This window comes from Polyangiaceae bacterium (genome assembly GCA_020633205.1).
In the GTDB taxonomy this organism is placed as follows: Bacteria; Myxococcota_A; Polyangia; order Polyangiales; family Polyangiaceae; genus JAHBVY01.
Window position 1 is genome coordinate 1 of the sequence record JACKEB010000011.1, and the last position, 23008, is coordinate 23008.

A 23008-nucleotide genomic window follows, 5' to 3' on the forward strand; every position below is an offset into this window, starting at 1 on the left:
CGGCAGCGCTCAAGGCGGCAGCGCTCAAGGCGGCAGCGTCAGCGTGGGCGGCAGCGCCGGCTCCCCCGACGGCGGATTCGGCGGTGACGGCGGATTCGGTGGGAGCCAGGGCGGCGAAGGCGGTTTTGGGGGAGACGCCGGAAGCGGATTCGGAGGCGCAGGCGGCTTTGGTGGTGGCTGCAACGACGGCGGCCCGAGTCAAACCTGTGATGAGTGTCAGACCGTGAGCTTCGATCCCGGAGGCTGTTGCGAGTTTCCAGTGAATGACTGCGTATCCAACGTGTCTTGCATCGACTTGATCGACTGCTTCAACGCGTGCACCGATGACAGCTGCTACAACGCATGCATTGACCGCTTTCCTGACGGATACGACGCCTACTACAACCTGGTGATCTGCGTTTTCGGCACGGATCCGGCTAACCCCGGCGCCTGTGGATACGCCTGCGGGGCGTGGTAGCGCCAGGCACGACGTCTCCGAAGAGCACCCGCAGGTCCGCAAAAAGTTGCACCCCGCGCTACGCGCTGCGGTCACACTCAGCCCATACGGCCGCTTGACCGAATCCGCCTGAAGCGAGGCAGCGAGGACAAACGGCTCAAAAGAAGCTGGCGCCTGGTACGGAACCGAGCTTGCATAGCAAGTTGGCCGAGCTTGGCTTTGGAGGCGTGATGCGGCGTTGGAGCATTGGATTGGCAGCGGTGACGCTGCTCCTGGGTTGTAGCGAAAACGGTGAGACTGACCTGTTTGGGCCGGACACGGGCGGCAGCAGCAGCGGCGGCTCCAGCGCTGGCGGCTCCTCGAATAGTGGCGGGTCGAGCGCTGGAGGCCAAATCAGCGGCGGCTCCAGCGCCGGTGGCGACAGCAGCGGTGGCAGCGCAGGCTCTGGGGCCAGCGGTGGCGACGCTGGCAACGGGAACGCCGGAAGTTCCGCAGGGAATGCCGGCGGCGGCGGGAACACCAGCGGTGGCAGCGCAGGCTCTGGGGGCAATGCGGGCGCTGCGGGAGGAAGCGGCGGCAGCGCGACCGGCGGCAGCGCGACCGGCGGCAGCGCGACCGGCGGGACCGCCGGCGGCGGCTCGAGCACTGGAGGCAGCGCGGGCGCTGCCGGAGGGAGCGGCGGTGCGACCGGCGGCTCCGGCACCGGCGGCAGCACAGCGGGCGGCACCGGAGGCACCGGAGGCGTGGTGTGTGGGCCACCTTCAGGTATGGAGCACCCGGCGCTCTACACCACACTGGACGACGACAGCGCGATCTTGAACCCGGTCTACGGGAACGCTGTCGGAGCAAACTACTCCGGCGATGGCTTCCGCACGGCACAGTGTCAGACGGCCATCAGGATCGATGGCAGCGACCGCTACGTCGCGTATCGTCAAATCAAGGACGGATATCAGAACTTCGAGTACCAGCAGGGCACCATCTCCTTCTGGTACCAGCCGAGCTACGACCACGCGGACAACAAGAATCACCACCTGTTCGCGTCGAACGGCGAGGCGCGCTGGAACAGCACCGGCGGCATTCGAATTCGCAAGGCCTCGGGTTCCAACTCCAATGAATTCCAGGTGCTGGCAATACAGCAAGGCGTCGGCCCGGCGATCCTGAAGGAAACCACCGTGTCCGCTGCGAACTACGGCTGGAAGCAAGGCGACTGGGTACACATCGAGATCACCTGGGACTTCCGTGTTGCCAGCGGCACCGCACAAAACGTCCACATCTACTTCGACGGAGTCGAAGCAACCTACGGCAAGACCAGCTTCGGCGCGCTAAATTTCCCCGCAGAAAGTGAAGACGCACGCTTCTTCATCGGCGCCTGGGACAACCTGGACAGCGAGACAGCTTCCGGTCTGGTCGATGAGTTCATGATCTGGACCAGCGTCGTCCGGTAGGGTGTTCGCGACCCCGGATAGGTGAGCAGCCTTCACTGGAAGGCAACTCAGCGGATAGCGCGAGACCGCGGGCGCGCCGCAGACCGCGGGCGCGCCGCAGACCGCGGGCGCGCCGCAGACCGCGAGCGCGACGCAGACCGCGGCACCGGGGCTCGGCGTCTGCGCCGGGCAAAAACGCGGGGCTTTCGCGTTTGCGGCGCCCTGCGTCCTGACGTCCCCGCCCCCCCCGGCCCAAAAGCTCGCAACCGGTGCCGGGGCCGCGGAATGTGTTATTACCCGCCCGTGAAAATCGCAGTCGTTGGGTCGGGCTACGTAGGGCTGGTTGCTGGAGCGTGTTTCGCCGATTCCGGGACCGAGGTGGTGTGTGTCGACGTCGACGAGGCCAAGCTGGAGAAGCTGCGCCGCGGCGAGGTGCCCTTCTTCGAGCCTGGCCTGTCCGCGATGGTTCAACGCAACTGGCCGGACCGGCTGAGCTTTAGCTCGAACCTCGAGGAGTCGATCGCCGGACGCCAGGCGGTCTTCATCGCCGTTGGCACTCCGCCCAACGAGGACGGCTCAGCGGATCTGAGCTACGTGCTCAAGGTCGCAGAGGATGTTGCACGCTTCGCCAAGCACCGCACCGTGCTGGTCTTGAAGAGCACCGTGCCTGTCGGAACCAACGCGAAGGTACGCGCGGTGGTGGAGAAATTCGCCAAGCACCCCATCGCTGTCGTGAGCAACCCTGAGTTTCTTAAGGAAGGCGACGCGATTAGCGACTTCGCCAAGCCGGACCGCATCGTGGTCGGAACTGACGACGACATGGCCTTCGAGACGCTGCGGCGGCTCTACGCACCCTTCAATCGCCAGCGCGACCGCCTCCAGCGCATGAGCCCCGAGAGCGCGGAGATCGTGAAGTACGCGTCCAACGCGATGCTGGCCACGAAGATCAGCTTCATGAACGAGGTCGCGCGTTTGTGCGATGCCGCAGGGGGCGACGTGGAGGACGTACGTATTGCCGTGGGTTCCGATCGGCGAATCGGCTTCCCTTTCCTCTACCCGGGGCTGGGCTTCGGGGGCAGCTGCTTCCCCAAGGATACGCGTGCGCTGGTGCAAACCGGTCAAGAGTTTGGCGTAGAGATGGGCGTTGTCGCCGCCGCCATCAACGCCAACCGCGAGCCCGTGCGAGACATGGTCAAGAACCTGGAGGGCGCGCTAGGCGACCTCAAGGACAAGGTGATCGCGCTGTGGGGGCTGTCCTTCAAGCCGAAGACCGACGACGTGCGCGAAGCGCCTGCGCTCGATCTGGTAGAGCAACTGCTGGCCAAGGGCGCAACGATCCGCGCGACGGATCCCCAAGCACTGGAGACCGCACAGGACGGGCTGAAGTACCGCAACGTCGGCGCAGGCATCGACCTATTCGGCGACATGTATGAGGCGGCAGTAGGCGCGGACGCGCTGGTCGTCGCAACGGAGTGGAACCAGTTCCGCTCTCCGGATCCAGAGCGCCTCGCCCAAGCCATGCGCGGCCGCCTCGTCTTCGATGGCCGTAACTGCATGGTGCCCGAGACCCTCACGGACGCGGGCTTCAGCTATCGCGGCGTCGGTCGCCCGCTGATGCACCCTCGCTGATGACCAGCCACTGGGAGGCCTATCACGCGCGGTGGTCGCGGCTGCGACCGCCGCTTCGGCCTGCCCCGGAAGTCGTCGCGGCGCTGAGCGAAGAGCTGGCTGCGTTTCCCGCGGCGCGCGAGCCCGAGCGTGCCTGCTTGCTCCTCGGGGTCACCCCTGAGCTCGCAACGATCCACACACCGCTCGTCGCGGTCGATCGCAACCACGCAATGATCGACGCGCTGTGGATTGGCAATGACGCCGAGCGACGCGCAGTGCGAGCCGACTGGACGGAGCTGGATCCTAGCATCGGTCCACTTGGGTGCGCGGTGGGCGACGGCTCGCTCAATGTAATGGCCTCCCCTCACCCCCAGATCCAGGTGCTGAAGCGCCTGCGGGAGCTGATCCCGAAGCACGGCGGGGTCGTGTTGCGTTGCTTTGTTCGTAGCCCCGCGGAAATAGATGGGGCGATGAACGCGGTCACCCCGAACGCCGAGACACCAGAGCAGGTTTGCGACACGCCAGAACTCTCTGCGAGCTTTCACGGCTTCAAGTGGCGCCTCGCGATGGCCCTGTGCAACGAACGTGGTTCCACGCTGCAGGTCGCGGCGCTGTGGGGGAAGTTCCATCGCACATTCCCCGATCGCGCTGCGCTTGCAGAGCGCACGGGTTGGTCCCTCGAGGACATCCAAACCATCGACGTGTACGCAGACTCCCGAGAAACTTACTCATTTCCCTCTCGCGACGACTTCGTAGAGGTCGCGACCAACGCTGGCTGGGCCTCACGTTTCCGAGATGTTGGCGGCTACGAGCTTGCGGAGCGCTGTCCGTTGCTCGTCCTGACCTAGACCTCGCGCGCGTTGCGGAAGCCAGCTAAGCTCCGCGGATGCGCGGTAAGATCACGGTAGCCAGCGTGCTGATCGGCGTCGCTGCGGCGAGCGCCTGCTCCGACGAGGACACCAAGAAGAACGCCAAGGGCAATCCCGACGCGGGCGCTGACGGCTCCCTGGCGGGTGACGGCGGAAGCGCCGGTAGCAGCACCGCAGGAACCGGCGCCTCAGGCGGTGCAGGGGGCATGGGTGGAACCGGGGCTGGCGGCTCCGGTGGCACCGCGGGAATGGACGCGAGTGCCGGAACCGGCGGAGCTGCCGGAAGCGGCGGAGCTGGTGGTTCCGGTGGTGTGGGCGGCATGATGCTGATCTGCAACACGCTGGATGCAGGCGCGACCGGAGGCAGCAGCGGTTCCGCAGGGCAAGGCACCGGCGGTGGCCTACCCGACGCGTCGACAGCGGGCGCACCGGGTGTTGGCGGCGCGAGCACCGGTGGCACAGCAGGCGCCGGTGGAACAGCAGGCGCGGGCCCCGTAGGCCAATGGCGCGATTGGAACGCCTGGCAGTGCCGAGACTGCCCCGCGCCGACCGTGAATAACTGCGCGGATTTCGATCTGGCGGGGAGTTCGACCTTCGACCTCGGCACCCGAGTCTTCACGCTGACCGTGCGCCCGGGTGTGCTCGAAGTGGTGACAGCGACCTACTCGCTCGACTGGGGCTACGTCGACGGGGACGGCGGCTACCAGTACGGGACGACCAGTGGCAGCTTCACCGTCGACAAGGACACGCTGACTGCCGACCTCTCGGGTACGCTGCCCCCAGAGGTCATGAGCCTATATAGTGTGAACATCACGGTAACCGACGCCTGCGGTACCACCACCTACGTCAACTACGGCGTGATCAACGAGCCGGATGCCGACGGTGGAACGGTGCTGAACATCCACTGCGAGCAATAACTCGAGCACCGCTTGGCGCCTGGCCAGCTGGCCGGTTACACTTGAAGGATGCGCGGATCGATCACCGTCACCAGCGTGCTGATCGGCGTCGCCGCAGCAAGCGCCTGCTCCGACGAGGACACCAAGAAGAACGCCAAGGGCAACCCCGACGCGGGCGCTGATGGCTCCCTGGCGGGGGATGGCGGCAGCGCTGGTAGCAGCACCGCAGGGACCGGCGCGACAGGCGGACTGAGCGGGGCGGGCGGCATGGGTGGAACCGGCGCGGGCGGCGCAGGCGGCACCGCAGGTATGGACGCCAGTGCTGGAACGGGCGGCACGAGCGGTGGCGCGGCCGGTAGTGGCGGTGCGGGCGGGACTGGCGGCGGGACCGGCGGAACGGGCGGCCTGGCTCCGCTGATCTGCAACCCGAGCGGTGCCGCGGGGCAAGGGTCCGGTGGTACCGGCGGGCTCACCACCATTGGCATCGCAGGTATGGGGGTCGGCGGCGGAGTCAACGCGGATGCCGGTGTCGCAGGCAGCGCGACGGGCGGCACCAGCGGTAGCGCGGGCAGCGCAACTGGCGGCAGCAGCGGAACGGCCGGCGGCGCTGGTAGCACGACCGGGGGCAGCGGAGGCAGCGCGCCCACGCCTCAGTGGCGCGATTGGGACGCCTATCAGTGTCGCGACTGTCCCTCACCCACGATCAACGACTGCACCGAGTTCGAGGGCGGCGGCTCGACGTTTGACGTTGGAACGCGCATCTGGACCATCAACATCAAGCCGGGCACGGTGGAGGTCGTCACGGCGACCTTCCAGTTCTACTGGGAGTACCTCGATCCCGATGCTGGGTGGATAAGCGGGACCGCCACGGGCAGCTTCGTCGTCGACAAGGACACGCTCACCGCCGACTTGAGCGCGGTGATACCACCCGAGGTGATGGGCTTCGCGAACCCGCGCGTGATGCTCACGGATGCGTGCGGCAGCCAAACCACGATCTACTACGGCTACTTTCAAGAACTCGACCCCGACGCTGGCAGCATCATCAATATCCACTGCGAAGGCGGGTTCTAATCCTCACGAAACCGGCAGACGAAGTCTTCGAACTTGCCCCCCGGCCCACGCGGGATCTCGCTGACATAGCGCACTTCGAGCTTCAGGGGGTGAGGTACGTTGCGCGTGAGCTGCTGCAAGACCATGCGGCGCAGGTCTGCTAGCTCGGCATCACCGAGCGGCTCGCTGACCAGCTCCAGCTCGAAGTCCTCATAGCTCTGCTGCACCAGCCTAAATTGCCGCACGGCAAAGTACTTCCCAAGCACGTTCGAGGCATAGCGCGGCCATAGCTGATCCTCGCCGTCCTCCGTGCGTACACGCATCAGGTTCCGCACCCGGCCGACGATGCTCTCGAGCACCGGCAGGCCCTTACCGCAGTCGCAGGCCGCACCAGCGATCGCGAAATCGCCCAATTCATAGCGAATTAGCGGCATCGCGAAGTTGTGCAGCGTGGACACCACGACGCGCCCAAGCTCGCCCGGCTCTGCTGGGCTTCCGTCAGGCTTTAGCACCTCGAGGAGCACGTTTTCACTCTGCACGTGATAGTGCGCGCGCGTCGGACACTGCAGCGCCAGGTGCCCGAGCTCGACGCAGGAGTAAGCGTCGATGAGTGGGACCTGCCACACAGCTCGCGCCAGTTCGCGCAGGGTGTCATCTACCACCTCGCCGAAGGTGCCCATTTCGCGTAGCCCTTCCCAGCGTACGCCGAGGTCACGAGCAGACTCCAGCAGCGCACGGGCGTTGGAGGCATAGGTCGCGATGTAGGCCGGCTCTCGCTCTCGCAACCACTCGAGCTGCTCACGCACCGGGGTGTGTACCTCCAAGACGGAGAGACGCCCTCCGCCGCGCCCCCAGCTGTGTTTACCCACCTTCGCGATTGCTGTTCCTCGAGGAACCGCGCGAATGGCCGCGGCGCTGAGCGATGTGTCCCGCTGATGCCAGCGATGATCGCGCTCAGAGATGGCGTCCACGACCCGTGCGCTCGTGCGGCTCACCCACACACTCACGTGGCGCCCAGTCGAGCCAGAGCTGTTCGCTTCACGGACCACCTCGTGGTCCTTGGGAAGCGCCTCGGAGTGCAGCGCCTCGGTGTGCGCCAGCACTTGGTCGCGGCTGATCAACGGCAGGCCTTGCCACGCTCCCGACGTGGGTTCGCCGTTCACGAAGTGCGCGTACAACGCAGCGCGCTCGCGGTAGTACGGCACATCACGCGAGGCGACACGCAGAAGCTGCTGCAGACGCTTCAGTTGGTGAGGTCGAAACTGCTCAGGCCGCCAGCACTCGGTCTTCTGCAGGAAGTCAGCGTCGGCGGCGGATGGCCCTCGCATCAGCGCGGTTTGCGCCAGCGCGTCTAGCAGCAGGCGCTCGTCACTCATCGCGCGCCTTTCAGTCGGCGTTCTTCACGCAGCGAAAGCCGAGGCCGGGCACGCGGTACGTCCACTTGCTCGCCGCGCGACTGAAGGTGTGCATGGAGAAGCGGCTACGGTTCCAGCCGCCACCGCGCAGGGAGTAGACATAGCAGCTGCCCTTGAGGTTCGGGTGTGCCTCCGGCGCAGGGTCCGTAACGGTGCCGCGCGGATATGGCACATAGCAGTCTCGGGTCCACTCCCAGACGTTCCCACCCAGGTCGTAGATGTCACCGTCTGGGTAGCTGGCCTTGCCGTTCGGGTGTGCCTTCACCTCGCTGGAGCCGCCGCCGTGGCAACCCACATCACCCGCCGGGTCGGAGTGTGGTGATCCTCCCGGCGTGAAGTCCGCGTAGCCGTTCTCACAGGTCGGGTCGGGACTATTGCCCCATGGATACAGGCGTCCCTCGCCATGGCTCGCCACGTACTCCCACTGTGCTTCGGTTGGCAGGCTCTGCCCCTGGGCTTCACAGTAGGCCTTCGCCTGTTTGTAGTTGACCATGTTCACCGGGTGATTGGCGCGGTCGTACTCCGAGCGATAGTTCGCGTTGATGTCTCGCAGCTGGGGGACGCTGCACTTGCCGCCTTCGACGCACTTCTTGTACGCGGCCACGGTGACCTCGGTGGCGTCCATGCAGAAGGGCTTCGTCAGGATCACCGTGTGCTTCTGATCGTCGCTGCCCGGAGCGCCGTGGCCCATTTCGAAGCCCTTGGGGCCGGTGGGCGGGATGAAGACAGTGCCTTCTGGGCACGCTGGCTCGCACTTGCTGGCGCCCTTGTCGTCGTTCACGCAGCGTTCGAGGCTGCTGCAACCAGGGCTGCACTGCGCCTTCGGGTCTGAGCCGGCGAGTGCTTCGGTGTGGCTCGCGGGCTGTACACCGGGGTCCGCTGACTCCGCAGCTTGCTGCTGGGGCGCGGACTTTTCAGTCGCGGTGTTGGCGCTGGCTTTCTCTTGGAGCTTCTCCTCCCCCCCTCGCTTGCATCCAACGAGAGAGAGCAGAGACAAGGCAACACAGGCGCACGAAAACGAAGGGCGGATCATGGAGTTCCTCGACTGGTCGAAACGGGGTGCGCCTGGCCCACGACGAGGGGAGCGCCCACTCCCGGTTTTCCGGGCGGATTCAACGGATAGCACCCATCGGGCGAGACTTCGCCGAGCTGGGTTCCGCCAACAGACTTGGAAATCAGCTCCAGATGCTGACGAAACTGGGCATGGCGCGCGGGCGCCGCCTTGTCCTCGAAGGGCTTGGGCGCGTGTCCCAAGATGAAGTAGGGGCACGCTTCGGTCTTGGTCAGGCGCGGCTTCTCGCCTGGCTGCTTATCGAAGCTGAGCCTGGCAAGGAAGCTCGTTCCGGTCCAAGTGTGATCGCTGTGCATGGGGAACACGAGGTTTCCAAGACTGTAGAACACGGGTCTCGATCCGGCCCAACCAACGCCATGGGGAACGTGCGGGTGGTGTCCAACGAACACGTCGACCCCCGAGCGCATCACCGCGCGCACGAAGTGACGCGTCCACATCATCGGCTCGTCCACGTACTCGGCGCCGCCGTGGTAGCTCAAGATCACCAAGTCGTGGCTCTGCTTGGCTTTGGCGATGCGCTTCTCCAGCGTCCCGAAGTCCGCCCAGGCGACGTAGTGACGTCCTTCGTGCTCGTTGATCGGGCCCTGGTTCCAGATCTGCGTGACCGCAAAGAACGCGATCTTGATGCCGCGCACCTCCACGGAAACGGCGTTGTAGGAGTCCTTGCCCGGGTTTGGACTCGCGCCGACGTAGCCCACCCCTACGCGATCGAGGTTCTGGAACGTCTCGAGCAGTGCGGACTTACCGAAGTCCCACATGTGATTGTTGGCGACGCTCACCAAGTCGATGTTGGCGTTCTTCAGCACCTCGGCACCGCCTGGTGGTCCGGTGAAGATCAGTCGGTGCTTGGTCTGGGTGACTCCGTCTTGATCCGACAGCTGGCACTCGAGGTTCACGAAACGAAAGTCAGCGCTGTCAAAGTACGGCTTGATGAAACGCAGCGGCTGATAAGCGGGGTCGCGCAGGATGCGCTGTCCAGTGCCCCGCCCGAGGTTCACGTCGCCGCCAAAAAGCAGCACGACTGGGCCGCTCTGCGGCGCTGGGCCACTCTGCGACGCTGGGCCACTCTGCGACGCTGGGCCACTCTGCGACGCTGGGCCACTCTGCGACGCTGAGGAACTCGTCGACCCAGCGCTCACCGAAGACGACGAGGCCGCATTTCCCTGGGGTTTCGCTGAAGCAATCGCCTCGGCGCTCGACGTGTCGGCAGTGCTGGGGGTGAGCTCCGCCGGTTGCTCGCACCCAAGCGGCAGCAACGCCAAGGTGAACAACCGCACAGCGCTCGTGAATCGAGAAGTCGCCGCGCTAGCTCTCACCCTCGAAGTGTAGAAGCAGGAGGCCTGCACCCCAAAACAAGCGGCGCGTTTGCGCTCACATCAATCTGGGCCAAAACCATAGCTTCAAAGGCAAAATGTCCGCGTCATGGGGTCCCTAAAATACAGCCTGTTCGTGTTGGCAGTCAGCGGAGTGAGTTGCTCTGCGAGCCCGAACAGCCCGCGCAGCAGCGCGCAGCCCACGTCACCTGCGAGCGATCCGGTATCCGCTCACAGCGCAGGGAAGGCATCGGGCCCAGCTCCCAAGGCAACACCAACGGCAGAGGCTCCGCCCGTCGACCCGTTTGGCGCAGGCTACCCAGCACCGCTGCCCAAGGGCGGCGAGTTCGGACGCGTCGCCTCAAAGACGTGGGGCTCCTGGATCCACCCGCGCCCGGACTCGAGGACGCTGCCCCTCGGTGGGATCCGTGTCGGAGACAGCATCGCCGCCACGGGGCCCGCCTTCAGCTCGGGCCTCGGCAAGTGCCAGCAGTACGTCCCGGTGGAAGGTGGCTTCGCCTGTGCGGATCGCCGCAACACCACGGATATGTCGGACCCGTTCGTGCAAGCGAACCGCTGGACCGAACCAGCTGAAGGCGACTTCCCCTATGAGTACGCTTTCAGCCTCGGCGCGCCGATGCTAACGCGTATCCCTACGGATAAAGAGAATCGTTGGGACACCGGCCCCCGGGACTACAAGAAGCTGCGCGGTTGGTCGGTGGGTCACGACGAACTGGCCGAGAAAGAGCCCATCGAGCCCAATGGGCCGATGCCGGACTTCCTCCAGGACGGCGGTCATGCGCCGAACGCCTGGGGCAAGAAGCCGGGCCTGCTCTTCAAGAAGGTGCCGTTTGGCTCGATGATCGCCTACACCCGCGCGTTCGAGGCGAACGGCCAGGTATGGGTGCTCTCCACGAACCTCACCGTGGTACCTGCCAAGGGCCTCTTGCGATTTCGGCGCACGAAGTTCCACGGCCTCGAACTCAATTCCGAGCGGAACCTACCCATCGCTTGGGCACGCAAGACGGCGCGCTCCAAGTTCCGCCTCGAGGGTGAGCAGCTGGTTCAGACGAGCCAGAGCTGGCCGGCGCGCACCTGGATGCAGCTCACTGGGGAGTCCCGCAAGCAGGCAGGCAAACGCTACCTCGAGACGAAGGACGGGTTCTACATCGCGGAGAATGAAGCTTCTGTGGCGGAGCGGCGCAAGACGCCTTGGGAGGTCACCCACGACTTTTCCCCACAGAATAAGTGGGTGCACATCCGAGTAAACAGCGGCACGCTGACACTCTACGAAGGCGATCGCGCGGTGTTCACCACCTTGATGAGCCCTGGAAAAGAAGGCGCCACACCCTACGGTCGCTACTGGATCGAGTCCAAGGAGCAGGTCAGCACCATGACCACGGAGATGGGCGAACCGCGCAAGTTCTGGATCGCCGACGTGCCCTGGACGCAGTACTTCAAGCGGCCGTACGCGATCCACGCGGCGTACTGGCACGAAGACTTCGGCGAGCGCAAGTCGGGCGGCTGCGTGAACCTCTCTCCCATCGACGCCAAGCGCGTATTCGACTGGACGGTACCGGCCTTCAACGAGAAATGGGGCATGGTGCAGGGGCGCGGCATGGGGCACAGCACATTCATCCTGGTCGAGGGCTAAGCCGCCATGCGCGCCGGGGCGGTTGTTGGCTGTAGCGCGCTGGTATTGTTGAGCGCCGGCTGCGACAAATCGCATCCCCAGAGATCCAGTGTTGAAGGCGGCGGCAGCTCTTCCACGGCTTCTTCTGGGGGTGAGGCGCCCCGTTCAAGCGCCGCTGTCCCAAGCAGCCCCACGCCTATTCCAAGAGTCTTTGCGCGGTCGCCCTCTGAGTTGAAGAACCGCGCTCCCAAGGTGCAAGGCATCGCGCTAGGTGAGCTCAAGGAAGTGCTCGAGCACAAGCTCGGCCGGTGTGAGACGCTCGAAGCGGGCGCTTGTATCTACTGGAGCCGAGGTCTGGAGTTCGAGCTCGCCAGCGGAAAAGTACAACGCGCCATCGTGCATCAAGCTGGAGACAAGTCCTCACTGCGCAGCGCGACGGCCCCAGGAGAGCGGACGTTTCAAGCGTTCAACGGGGACCTGGATGGGGCGCGCATCGGGCAGAACCTGAGGGTGCTCGAGAGCAAGCTGTCAGGGCCCACTCAGCGTCTCCGCGCGGTACCGAACGGCGCCGATCCAGCCGGCGATGCGATCGTCTATGAGTACTCGGAGAGCGGCCTGGCGGTAGAGCTCGAAGATTCCACGGTCGCGCGCATCCACGTGCCGATTGCACCGGCGCGAAGCCTCAAGCCCGCCAAAAAGCCCTAGAAACTCGCCGCGACGGCAACCTTCACTGCGGGCCCACTCAGCGACAGCGCGGGCATCGCGACCCCGTTGAGCCGCTCCGGCGCGCTGTCAGCGTCGGAACCCCGAGCCTCGAGGGTGATGTCTCGTGACGACGACCAGCCATAGCCGAGCTCGAGCTGGATCCAGCCGCGGGGTCCCTTGTGGGCGCCGCTGGTGCGCCCGAGCACTTCGTATGCAGCACCGAGGGCGGCGTCGAAGCCGAAGCTCAACCCAGCACTGGAGAGGTCAGTCGCCGCAACTTCGTCGGAGATCTTCACCCGATCGTAGGTGAGGGACGGCCCAAGGCGTCCCAAGAAGTAGAGGCGAGGTAGCAGGTGGAAGCGCAGCTCCGGCGCCAACGTGAAGCGATAGGCGTCGAGCTCGCTGTGTTCGCCGCGCACGTTGGAGTTCACCCCACCAAAGTCGAAGCCGAAGGCGCCCGCGACCGACCAGGCTCCATCGACGAACAGCGCGTGGGACGCTCCGATGCTGCCCTGGGTGAACACGTCATCTTCGGCGTACGGGTCGTACCCCGCGTCCCTGACCAAGCTGGTGCGCACGCCGAGGGAAACCTGGGTGTGGTCCTGATGCTTGCCGAGACTTTGCGAGTCCCCTTCGCTGGGCGCCTCGTCCTTGGGGATCTCCTGAGCGCCGGCAGTCCCGGCCAGGCAAAAGGGTATTGCCGCGAGGCAAAGACCGAGGAGACGAACGGGCCCCCGCAACTGAAAACCGGTCAGCATCACAGATCTCCAAGCAAGAGCGCGGGGTAGAAGCGGGTCTCCGCGCTGTCAGGGTCCAAGGCATCGAGTATGGTCGCGCCGAGCAAGCCGCTACCGTGGAGCGCGACGAGGGCGCGCCCACCGTCCCGGCGCTCGATGTCGAACACCGCCGAGACATCCCGCTGCACTTCCAGCGACGTGGGATGCAGCGACTCCAGATTCACCTGCGCGAACTCTGGCGTGCCTCGACGGAGCGCCCATGCGCGTCCACCATCGGGTGCAACCGAGAGGTCGAAGCCGCCCTGATTCGTGAGCATTGGGAAACTTGTGCGCGCATCGAGGTCCAAGACGTAGAACTCCGTGGCACCTTGCCCGACCAGGATCTTTCGTTGTCCGAGCTCGTCTCCCGGTACGTCCTGAACCTGAGTGACGTTGATCCCAATCTGATAGGGATCGACACTGCGGTACGGCTTGCCCGTCGTACGCCCCAGGGACCAGAAGGCGATCCCATCGGATTGCGATCCCCCCCAGAGCAGCGCAACGTCACCGAAATCCGGCTTCTCAGCCACCGAGTCAGTGACCCTCGCTAGCTGACTGTATCCTCCCGGCAAGCTCACTGTGTCCACGACCGTGGTTGCCGGGTCGACCAGCGCCGCCTGCCGATTCGACGGTACCAGAGCGGCGAGGCGCAGGCCTCCATCGGTTTCCACGAAGTCGATTGAACTCGGTACACCTCCCACGTCTGCGACGTTGACGGTTGGCTTGAAGTCTTTGCCCTCCTCCGCGGTCGGACCAAGCTCCAAGATCATCACGTCAGACTCACCAGCCAAGCGGATCGCGATGCGTGCGTCGTTCACGTCATCGGGGTTGCCGTCATCGAACACCACCTGCGCAGGCTGACTGGAAACCCCCGCAGGGTTCTTCGGCAACACGATGGTTACTTCGTCCCGAAGTGGGTTCTGCAGGTCGACCAAGGTAACGTCCTGTTCGGTCTCGACGATCAAGAGCCGGCGCGCGGGACCGTTTGGTAGCTTCAGTTCACTCGTGAACGTCAGACGCTGAGGCCGCGCGCCAAAGCTCCTGATGGTCTTGGTGATCGGCTCGACGTTGGGCTCGTCGACCTTCACCAAGATCAACTCGTTGGGGTTCACCACGACGCCACCCGCGTCGTAGACGACGACCCATTCGCCTTCCGGGTCGACCGCCAAGCCACTAAGCGGATCCGTCAACTCGTAGCGCGCAAGCCGCTTGGGGCTCGAGTCACCCTCAATCACGCTCAGGCTCGGTAGCTCATCCTCCGGATTGACGCGAGGTTGTACCCCCCGGCTCAAGACGTACAACTTGTCGCGAGCCGCCGAAGGCTTCATCGCGGCCATGTTCTTCCCTACGGCAACGGAATCGACCCCAAGATCGAGCCTGCTGCCGCTGGTCAACATCACCACACGGTTCAACGGGCGATCGTAGACTGCAACTGACCCAGTGAGGCCCACCGCTTGCGGTGGGTAGTCGGAGGGCTCGAGACCCTTGTCCCACTTGGCCTCACGGTCGCCGCAACCCACCACACACACGAGGTCACCACAGCCCACGCTGAGGGCGCCAAGGCCAACGGCCAGGGCGCCGGCCAACCCAACGCCCAATCGCGAAAGAAAGCTGCGAGTCCGCTTCGCGCTCCCAGTCATTAGTCCACCACCTTTGCACCAAGCTCGAATCCAGTAAGCGTGCGCGAGCTACCATCCTTGAAGTCGATGAACGTGATGCGACCCTCAGGATGACTCTGCGAAATAAATGCCCGATCCGCCGCAGGAACCACACCCACTGCCAGCGGCGGGCTCGAGAGCGATTGATAGTCGACCTGCAAGGACGGCATCCGTGCGAGGTAGGCGCCAAATACTTTGGTGTTGTCGTCCCGCACCGTCACCACGGCGCGGGTCCCATCCGGAGACACGGCAACCTGTTGTGGAGCGGCGTCCGTTCCCACGATCTTCGGAGCCAGGGCCGTATCCACAGGGATCACACCGAACGCGCCTGCCTTGTTGCTCCCGGTTGGCCTGGTCATCAGACTCACCGCGTGTGCCGCATCTTCCGTCGGGAACACGGCGAGCACAGGCGCCTTCAGCGCAATGGTTCGCTGCTCGAGGAAGTGTTCTCCAGGCTCGAGATTGAGAACCACCACGCGATCGCTGCCTGTCGCATTGCTGTAGAGCAGCGCTCGACGAGCATCGCTGGGCAGAGAGACACTACCAACGGTTGACCCCGCGATCGGCACCACGTTGAAGTTCGTGGTGTCCGCCAGGATCTCCGCAACGTCGAACAGCACGACCTCGGAGCTGCTTCGAACGACGGCGACGCCGCGGGTACCGTCCACGGTGAGATCCAAATCTGTAACCGCAGCGGAGAAAGTGACTTCACTCCGCGCACCATCAGCGAGGTTGATGATTTCCACCGTTGGGCTGCCCTCGCGCCTCACGAAAGCGTGGGCCCCGTCCGGGGTGACCGTCACGTCGCGTCCGGTGGGGGAATCGAATTGATCCTGGTCGAGGGGGATGAGGAGCCCAACGCTCGGCGAGTCGCCCAGCTCGAGTGTCGAGATCCCAGGCTCCGTAACGACGAACACATGATCCTCGTCGCCATCGAAGAACAGCCGCGTCGGACGGAAGCCCACGGACAGGCGCGTCGGCGTTGGCGTTGGCGTACTCAAGTCGAGCAGCGTGAGATCCTGAAACCCGTCCGTCGGGTCGAGGTTCGTTACCTCGCGGTAATCAGTCCATGCCACCGCCCAGCGGCCGCTGGGGCTAAGCGCCCAGGCGTTGGCGCCCCGATGCACCTTCGCGGTGTAGCTGTCGATGCCGTCAGGCCTCACGCTGAACAGCGTGGCGTCGAGGCTGCCCGTATTGAGCACGATAGCCACGTCACGGTCGTCTTGAGGCTTGGAGACCGCTGCGAGGTAGGTCGGCTGGAAGCCAGCCTCGACCACCTGCACCTCGAAGGACAAGGCATCGATCAGCGCGACGCGTCCGCTGTCTGGGTTCGCCGTCCAGACGTAGCGCCCGGTAGCTACCGGGGCTTTGAAGCTGCTCTCGAGCTCCTGCTCAGGAGGGGGCTCTTGCCCACCCACGCCACCGCCACCACCGCTTCCACCGTTCGAGCCGCTGTCGCCGCCCCCAGTTCCACCAGTGACGGACGAGGTCCCACCGCTGCCTCCCCCTTCGCCGGAATCGTTGCTGCTGTCGCCGCAGTGTAGCTGCCCGAGCGACAAGAGCGCGCACCCCGCGACGAACGAAGGCCAACCCAAGCGCAACTGCCAATCACGCCACCTCATCAACACCCCACGCGGTCGCAGACCGCAACACGACCCACGGATGGGCTTCTGCAGCCCATCCGTGGGTATCCCCAACCGACCGCCGGTCGCAGACCGACCTAAGCAAGCAAGTAAGCAGGAGCGGCCTCAGGGCCGCGGAAGCATCATCTAAGCGAACCGATCAAAAGCAACGCGGCGGCGCCCCGGGACGCCAGCGCGTTAAGTAAGCCCGCCAAGCGGATGACTAGCGTTTTGCAAGCAGTGGGCCAGCGGCGCGAACAACCAGTTCAAGACACCAATTGGTTGAAATGATTGACCAATCATCGATCCCTCAGAACTCGTATCCGACAGCCCGCGGAGTGAGGGCTCGCGATCCGCTGACATCCGTGTCGCGCAGGTTCGGCGGGAGTGAGCCAAGGGTGGTTTCCCAACGGCAAGAAGCGCGGAAGAACCCGGGGTGCTAGCGCCTCTGGCCGCGCGATCATGCTGAAACGCGGGCGGATCATTGGTTGAGCTAGTGAGGGTCCGGCACTACAAGCCAGCTTGACCAGTGCCGTGAACGGAGCCAAAGCGCGCATCCGATCGGCTCCTGTGTTCTCCAGCTCACCGTGTCTCGTCCGCTAATCCTGCTCATCCTCATCAGCGCGCTCATCGCAGGCGTCAGCTACGGCGTGCTGGGTGTTGTCCTGCGACCGGACACCCCCCCCGCCACCGAGCTAGCAGGCCCGAAGAACGAGCGACTGACAGAGCATTTGCTGTTCGTCGTCGTGGACGGCCTACGTTACGACGTTGCCACGGACCGAGAGCTGATGCCGCGCTTCGCCGAGGCGATGCAGCGCAATTCCAGCGCGGAAATCTGGGCAGGTCGCGTGTCAATGACGACCAGCGCGATCCTCAGCTACGGCACTGGACAGCGGGGCCAACTCGAACAAGTCGTAAACAACCTCACGCCCGATCCCCCGCCATTCAACTCGTGGCTAGAGAACGCCAAGCAAGACGGCTTGACGCTGATGCTCGTGGGCGATCCCGCGTGGAACCGCATGTACGGACCGAGTTTCGCGGAGACACGCCTCGATCCGAAGGGCGTGTCGATTGACACGGACTTCAACGAGCAGACCTTCCGCGACACCCGGGAGCTCCTCGCCAAGGAGCCGAATTTTCTGGTGGCACACTTCGTCACCCCAGACCATCAGGGACACGCCTACGGGATTCATTCCGCGCGGTATCAAAAGCATATCCATCAATTCGACCGTCAGCTCTCGGATCTGTTGGGGGAGATACCCCTCGAGTGGACGGTCGTGGTCACCAGTGATCATGGGGCGGCGGATTCGGGAACTCATGGCGCAGACGTTCCGGTGCAGCGTCGCTCGCCGCTCTACGCGTACGGGCCCGGTATCGCCAAGAACGTCCATCCAAAGGTACCCCTGGATCAAGTCGATCTACCTAACACTCTAGCGGCGCTCCTCGGTACCACCCCACCGAAGCAAAGTCGCGGGCAGGTACTCGCCGAGTGGCTGGATATGTCGGAGGCGAAGCGAGCGCAGCTAGTGTGCGAGGACGCGCGCCGCATCTTCGCTTACGGCGAAGCGAAGCTAGGTGCGACGGTCATCGCAACCGCCAGACAAAGCCTCGACCGCTGCACGGCGAAGACGAGCTATCGGGAGCGAGAGGTGGCGGCCAGAAAAGTCACTGCAGTCGTCGACACGCAGATCGGGCTCCGGACAGGGCTGGCCTCGCAGAACGCGCTGGTCTTGGTCCTCTTGTCCATTCTCGCAAGCGCCATCGTCGCCTGGTTTGCCGTGGGGAAGCGAGTGCTGTGGAGTCTTCCGCCGGCGCTATTCCTCGCGGCAGCCGGAACGTGGCTGGTGTTCAGCGTCGAGCGGCTACCTGGACACTGGCCAAACATCTCTCGAGTGACGCTTTTCGTGGCGTGCAATTCGATCGCGCTCATGGCGCTGCTCAAACCGCTCTGGACCGCGAAACGCTTCGAGAACGTGAAGTGGCTTGCACCCACCCTGCTTCCTGGCTTTTTGGTTGCAAGCTACCCCGCGAATACGCAGCCAGAGAGCTTCGTTGCCGTGGCGGTTATCGCGGTGTTGTTCTGTCTGCTTGGGCCGATCGGCAGCCCTGGCCGCCGCTCCGATGGCTGGGAACGACTGCGTGTCAACCGCACGGCGCTCGAGTGGCCACGGCTCGTGCTGGCGCTGGTGTGCATCATCATGCTGGTGCCACTGGGAGTCCGGGCGGAGAACTCGCTACCGGGATGGTTTGTCGCTTCAGAGCGCAACCAGCTGATCGTCGCCATCGGGCTGATCGGGGTGTACGCGCTATCCACGCGGTTGGATCCGCACGGCAGAACGGCGCAGCGGCTGCCAACGCTGGTGCTCGGCGCGCTGGGGATCATCGCGTGCTTGATCGCACGGCGCTATGTCCCGCATCAGTTCGGCCGCGGCGCGCTGGTAGTGTTTCCCCTGGCTGCGCTCGTGGTTGGCCTACTTGGACACAGGCGCATAGCGACGCTGCTTGGCCTCGCAGGCTTTGCCTGGGTGTCCCGTGATCGCGAGTGGTACGGCTTCATCCCGACCATGATACTCGCGGAGGCCGCCGGCGATGCCTGGCGTACCCGCATGCAGGAGGCACGAGACTCCGAGCCGGTGGGTACCCGCCACGAAGTGCGGCGACACGCGCCAGGCTACTTCGACTTGCTTCTAGCGGTTACCTTCGTGTTTGGCTTGGTCTTCGTCCAGCGTATCGCGCTTACGGGACAGCTGGACTTCGGCAGCATGGACCTTGCGGCTGGAGCGTTCAACGACCCACATGTCCCGCTCTGGGTCGTCGGCGCGTCACTGAGCTGGAAATATATCCTTGCGGAAATTTTGATTATCACCGCGTTCGTGGGTCGTGTGGACGTCTCGAGTCAACGCCAGCTGCTGCCCGCGTTGGTCCTCACCTATCTCGGGCGCCTCCTGGTACTGCTGCTTGAGCTGTTCTTCTGCGGGGGCAGCTACTGGACTGCACTGCGAGTGATTGGCGATCTACCGTTCAGCCTCACGGGCTTGGGCGCAGTCGCGATCTCCTGGTGGGCACTCGAATGGTGGCGTTCTCGCCGCAGCGCCCGAGAGCACGCGTTTGTTCCGAGTCGCGCCTGAGCACCTGGTGAAGGTCCGCCGGGTTTGCTGGCCTCAAGTGGTTGACGGATTGCGGTCGGTGTCGGGCGCGCCCTCATCGCTGCGCTCTTCTTCCAGCTGCTCGAGGATGGCCTCCGCCCGTCCAGTGCCAATGCCGAGGCGTTCGCCCAGATCGAGGATCAGCTCGTTCTCTTCGGTGGCCACTTCGTGATCAGCCATGGCGATCGCGGCGGCCAGTGCGAAGGCCCCCTCAGCGTCCTCTCGGTCTTCGCGGAGCTGGCTCGTTAGCACCTTCAGGCGTGCATCGCGTCCTTCTTGTTCAAGACGCTTCTCGCAACCCTCGAGCATGACCTTGATGGTGCCTTCTTGCAGGAGGCCTTCAGTGAGGCCACGAACGGCGCCGCGAATCGCGTCCATTTCTCCAGCGGAAACTCGGCCATCGGCGGACATCACCAAGAACATCGTCTCGACCATGGGCTCGATGCGCGCAAGCGCATCCATCTCTTCCTCGGTGAGCAGCCCTTGGCGGGTGAGCGTCTCGTAGGCGCTAGAGATCACCGCGGCTTGACGTCGCCCGCTTTGAATCAACGCGTCGCGCAAACGCGCGATCGTCGCTGTATCGATTTTCATGGCGAGAAAGCTACCTGCCCCTCTCGAGGCAGGCAACGGTCAGGCTGGAGGCTCGCAGCGGACGCCGGGGATAGTGCCCTGGTTGTTCGCTTCTCGACACTCGTTGCGGTCGGACTTGTCGTCGGCAATCACGGTGACGTCGACCTCGCTCCCAGTCGGCGCCTCAGCCCAGGTACAGGCCACGGTCTCACACTCCCCCGGATTGAGCGCCTTCGACGTCATCCCGGCGCAAGCCAGATTCCCGTCAGCGTAGAAGCCGACGCTGATACCGGCTCCGATAGGTTCGGCGCCACGGTTGCAGATCGGCGCTTTCAGCTCGGCGCCCGCGGAGCTGCAGTTGAACGTCGAAGCTCCAGCGGTGAGATCGGGGGTGGCCAATCCGTTTGCGACACCTGGCACGTTCTGCCTGAAGTTGTTCAGGTCGGGGTTCAGCCAGTTGTCTTGCCACGTGCTGCGCGGAGGCACGGTGCCGTCTTCTTCGATGTGAGTAACGGCGTAGGCGTGCTGACTCCAGATCGTCCTCGAGCGCACCCAGCTGTCGTGGGCGTCTTGATACACACGGATTCCGCTGACGCCATGGGGATGAGCGGCGCGGCACGTGTTGCCCGTGCCAGCCGTGCCAGCGGGTGGGGCGGCGCACGCGTAACCCTCTTCGAGGCAGTCAGCGTCGGTGGCGGCGGAGCAGCACTCCGCTGTCGCCGTACAGCGACACAACCCAGAGTCACACACACCCGACGCACAGTCAGCGTTCCCCTGGCAGCGCAAGCCAGCGAACTGCGCGTCGACGCCTCCATCTAGCATGCCGCAGGCGATGCCGTTCACGCCATCCGAGCACGCTAGATTGGAGGGCGCAACCAGATCCGCGCGGAAATCACCATCGGTGTCCGCAACGACCGGGTTTTCGTACCAAGTGCACGAGCTCCGATACTGGCTGAAGCGAACCTCGCCGCTGGTACCCTCATACACACGCACGAAGCACTCGTCGGCGTACACGACCTCCGCCACACCATCGGCCTCGAAGTCGAACACGGACGAACCGGTGACATTGCTCGAGTTGTCCTGGGTTCGGCGAGACCACAGGATGCCCGCGGGGCAGGGGCCAGGCGTACCCGCCGAGTCATCGCAGGCGTTGCCAGCACTGCAGGTGCCTCCAGTTCGCGGCGAGGGCGTGCAATCGATGTCGTAGACGGTGAGGAACGCCTCGCCCGCAACGCCAACCTCCGGAAGGCCATCACCATCGTAGTCGGAGATGGTTGGCGCTCCGCCGCCACCCCCAGGAACACCGACTGGACCCAGAACCACGCTTCCGTCCATGGCCAACACGCGCAGCGTGCCATTGGACACCAAAGCCAGCTCCGGATTCGTCGCGGGCAGCGAGGCGCCGTACGGCCCAAAGTCAGCGACCGCGACGAAGCCCGCAGCGGGCCCGGCGTAGTAGGTCTCCTGCACCCAAGCACCCGCATTCCACTCCCATACCAGCGCGCCGTTGGTCAGCTCGATGTTGGGATCCGTGTCCAGGTTCGCCAGCACCGGGTTCAGCCCCTGGCCGTAGCTCGTGTAGCCGGCGGGAAGTGAGCTGAGGGTTGCGCCCGTCGCACCGTTCAGCACTACGCCTTCCACGATCACCTCTGGAGTGGCGTCGTCGTCCAGATCGTGAATGGACGGACCAGACCAGCCCGCACCGCAGCGGGAGCCGCTGCCCGAACCACTACATGCGGCGGAGATTGCATCGGTGGATGTCCAGAGCACGCCCCAGGCACCGGACTTGCGCGTGAAGGCGACCCAGCGTCCGTCAGCGCCACGAGCGACTACCTCAGCGACCTTGTCGCCATCCAGATCGGCGACCGCAACTGGAGCCGAGCTCACGATGTAGCCCGCGTAGCCCGACTGACCTCCTCCTAGGTTTGCCTCGAGGGAGCAATCGCTCCCGCGCAACACGCGAATTACCCCCTCGCCCTCCGCGTACCCGCTCGGAATGGTGTAGGTGAACGGAACGACGATGCTTGGTGTGCCACCGGACGTAGCGTTGAAGTTGACCACCATCGGCGTGGCCTGCACGTCGACATGATTTGGGAATGGATCCCCCGCTGGGGCCTTGGAGAACTCGCACTTGATGGAAGGCGCAAAATTACCAGGCGGAATTGCTACCTGGCAGGTGTCGTCTTTCTCCCCATCTCCCCACGGAATGCAGCCCGTACCCTGCTCACAGTGGGAGTCGTTCTGGCAGTCATCGTCTGCGCTGCATTGAGTCTGCAGCACGCACACGCCGTTGGAACAGAAGCGGCCTTCGGGGCAACCCCCGGGACAGTCGTTGGTCGAGCTGCCACCGACACCAGCGTCCACGTTGAGCGTGCCGCCGTTCGCTGTGCCCGCGGCGCCCGCAGCGCCGGCAGCTCCGCTGCCTCCACTTCCACCAAACGGGGTTCCACCGCCCTGGGTCGTCTCTGGATCTCCGCCGCAGCCGTGAACCCAGATCACCCCAAGAACGAGGCCCGTAGCCAAGACCTGTCGACGTAGCTGTCCCACATGTACCTCCGAGGTAGGAGCGTACGAGTATGCATCAGCCATCCGGCCCCCAAAAGAAGAATGCCCCCATCCGAGCGGCTGGGGGCGCTGGGTGACTCGAAGCGCTGGTGACTCGAAGCGCTGGTGACTCGAAGCGCTCGTGACTCGAAGCGCTCGTGACTCGAAGCGCTCGTGACTCGAAGCGCTGGTGCTGGGTAGGTGGGTCTATGCACAGCCGCCCCTTGGCGAAGGCTTCACAGCCACCAACGTCCGCCATCGATCACGCGCA

Annotated in this window: 18 protein-coding genes; 10 read left to right on the forward strand and 8 right to left on the reverse strand. The window is 64.6% G+C overall.

The annotated features are described in order from the left end of the window. The 6 genes from H6718_06750 to H6718_06775 form a co-directional block, all read left to right on the forward strand. The coding region (locus H6718_06750; protein ID MCB9585077.1) for a hypothetical protein at positions 1-457 on the forward strand (457 nt) is incomplete at its 5' end. A gap of 170 nt (positions 458-627) precedes the next feature. Next, positions 628-1881, forward strand: coding sequence for a hypothetical protein (locus H6718_06755; protein ID MCB9585078.1), 1254 nt, complete (start codon positions 628-630; stop codon positions 1879-1881). Positions 1882-2163: 282 nt separating this feature from the next. Next, positions 2164-3489, forward strand: a complete 1326-nt coding sequence (locus H6718_06760) for a UDP-glucose/GDP-mannose dehydrogenase family protein (protein ID MCB9585079.1) — start codon at positions 2164-2166, stop codon at positions 3487-3489. Next, positions 3489-4316 (forward strand): methyltransferase type 11, encoded by an 828-nt coding sequence (locus H6718_06765; protein MCB9585080.1) that lies wholly within the window; start codon positions 3489-3491, stop codon positions 4314-4316. The genes H6718_06760 and H6718_06765 overlap by 1 nt, the downstream gene beginning before the upstream one ends. Before the next feature lie 38 nt (positions 4317-4354). Beyond that, positions 4355-5254 (forward strand): hypothetical protein, encoded by a 900-nt coding sequence (locus tag H6718_06770; protein ID MCB9585081.1) that lies wholly within the window; start codon positions 4355-4357, stop codon positions 5252-5254. Positions 5255-5302: 48 nt separating this feature from the next. Beyond that, entirely contained in the window at positions 5303-6304 is a 1002-nt protein-coding gene (locus H6718_06775; protein ID MCB9585082.1) for a hypothetical protein, read from the forward strand. Here H6718_06775 and H6718_06780 read toward each other — a convergent pair. Genes H6718_06780 through H6718_06790 form a run of 3 tightly spaced genes read right to left on the reverse strand, consistent with a single transcriptional unit; the run spans position 6301 to position 9768 of the window. Continuing rightward, entirely contained in the window at positions 6301-7659 is a 1359-nt protein-coding gene (locus tag H6718_06780; protein ID MCB9585083.1) for a phenylacetate--CoA ligase family protein, read from the reverse strand. The genes H6718_06775 and H6718_06780 overlap by 4 nt on opposite strands. Before the next feature lie 10 nt (positions 7660-7669). Beyond that, positions 7670-8731 (reverse strand): SUMF1/EgtB/PvdO family nonheme iron enzyme, encoded by a 1062-nt coding sequence (locus H6718_06785; GenBank protein ID MCB9585084.1) that lies wholly within the window; start codon positions 8729-8731, stop codon positions 7670-7672. After that, positions 8728-9768, reverse strand: coding sequence for a CapA family protein (locus H6718_06790; protein MCB9585085.1), 1041 nt, complete (start codon positions 9766-9768; stop codon positions 8728-8730). The genes H6718_06785 and H6718_06790 overlap by 4 nt, the downstream gene beginning before the upstream one ends. On the opposite strand from H6718_06790, the gene H6718_06795 reads away from it, so the two are divergent. The 3 genes from H6718_06795 (at position 9749) to H6718_06805 (ending at position 12421) form a co-directional block, all read left to right on the forward strand. Continuing rightward, positions 9749-10099: a hypothetical protein gene (locus H6718_06795; protein ID MCB9585086.1), complete on the forward strand. Its 351-nt coding sequence runs from the start codon at positions 9749-9751 to the stop codon at positions 10097-10099. The genes H6718_06790 and H6718_06795 overlap by 20 nt on opposite strands. Before the next feature lie 93 nt (positions 10100-10192). Next, entirely contained in the window at positions 10193-11737 is a 1545-nt protein-coding gene (locus H6718_06800) for a L,D-transpeptidase family protein (GenBank protein ID MCB9585087.1), read from the forward strand. 210 nt (positions 11738-11947) lie between these two features. After that, positions 11948-12421 (forward strand): hypothetical protein, encoded by a 474-nt coding sequence (locus tag H6718_06805; GenBank protein MCB9585088.1) that lies wholly within the window; start codon positions 11948-11950, stop codon positions 12419-12421. On the opposite strand, the gene H6718_06810 is transcribed toward H6718_06805, so the two are convergent. The 3 genes from H6718_06810 to H6718_06820 are packed head-to-tail and all read right to left on the reverse strand — an operon-like array spanning position 12418 to position 16477. Continuing rightward, positions 12418-13179, reverse strand: coding sequence for a hypothetical protein (locus H6718_06810; GenBank protein MCB9585089.1), 762 nt, complete (start codon positions 13177-13179; stop codon positions 12418-12420). The two genes, H6718_06805 and H6718_06810, sit on opposite strands and share 4 nt — an antisense overlap. Beyond that, the gene (locus tag H6718_06815) at positions 13179-14837 is read right to left on the reverse strand and encodes a hypothetical protein (GenBank protein ID MCB9585090.1); all 1659 of its coding nucleotides are present in this window, start codon (positions 14835-14837) and stop codon (positions 13179-13181) included. Before H6718_06815 ends, H6718_06810 begins: the two co-directional genes overlap by 1 nt. Beyond that, positions 14837-16477, reverse strand: a complete 1641-nt coding sequence (locus H6718_06820) for a hypothetical protein (GenBank protein MCB9585091.1) — start codon at positions 16475-16477, stop codon at positions 14837-14839. Before H6718_06820 ends, H6718_06815 begins: the two co-directional genes overlap by 1 nt. 587 nt (positions 16478-17064) lie before the next feature. Between H6718_06820 and H6718_06825 the strand changes: the two genes are divergently transcribed. Then, positions 17065-19605 carry an alkaline phosphatase family protein gene (locus H6718_06825; GenBank protein MCB9585092.1) on the forward strand — a complete coding sequence of 847 codons (2541 nt, stop codon included), beginning with the start codon at positions 17065-17067 and terminating at the stop codon, positions 19603-19605. 33 nt (positions 19606-19638) lie between these two features. On the opposite strand, the gene H6718_06830 is transcribed toward H6718_06825, so the two are convergent. Then, positions 19639-20214, reverse strand: a complete 576-nt coding sequence (locus tag H6718_06830; GenBank protein ID MCB9585093.1) for a hypothetical protein — start codon at positions 20212-20214, stop codon at positions 19639-19641. 39 nt (positions 20215-20253) lie between these two features. Beyond that, the gene (locus H6718_06835; protein MCB9585094.1) at positions 20254-22740 is read right to left on the reverse strand and encodes a hypothetical protein; all 2487 of its coding nucleotides are present in this window, start codon (positions 22738-22740) and stop codon (positions 20254-20256) included. Positions 22741-23008: the final 268 nt, after the last annotated feature.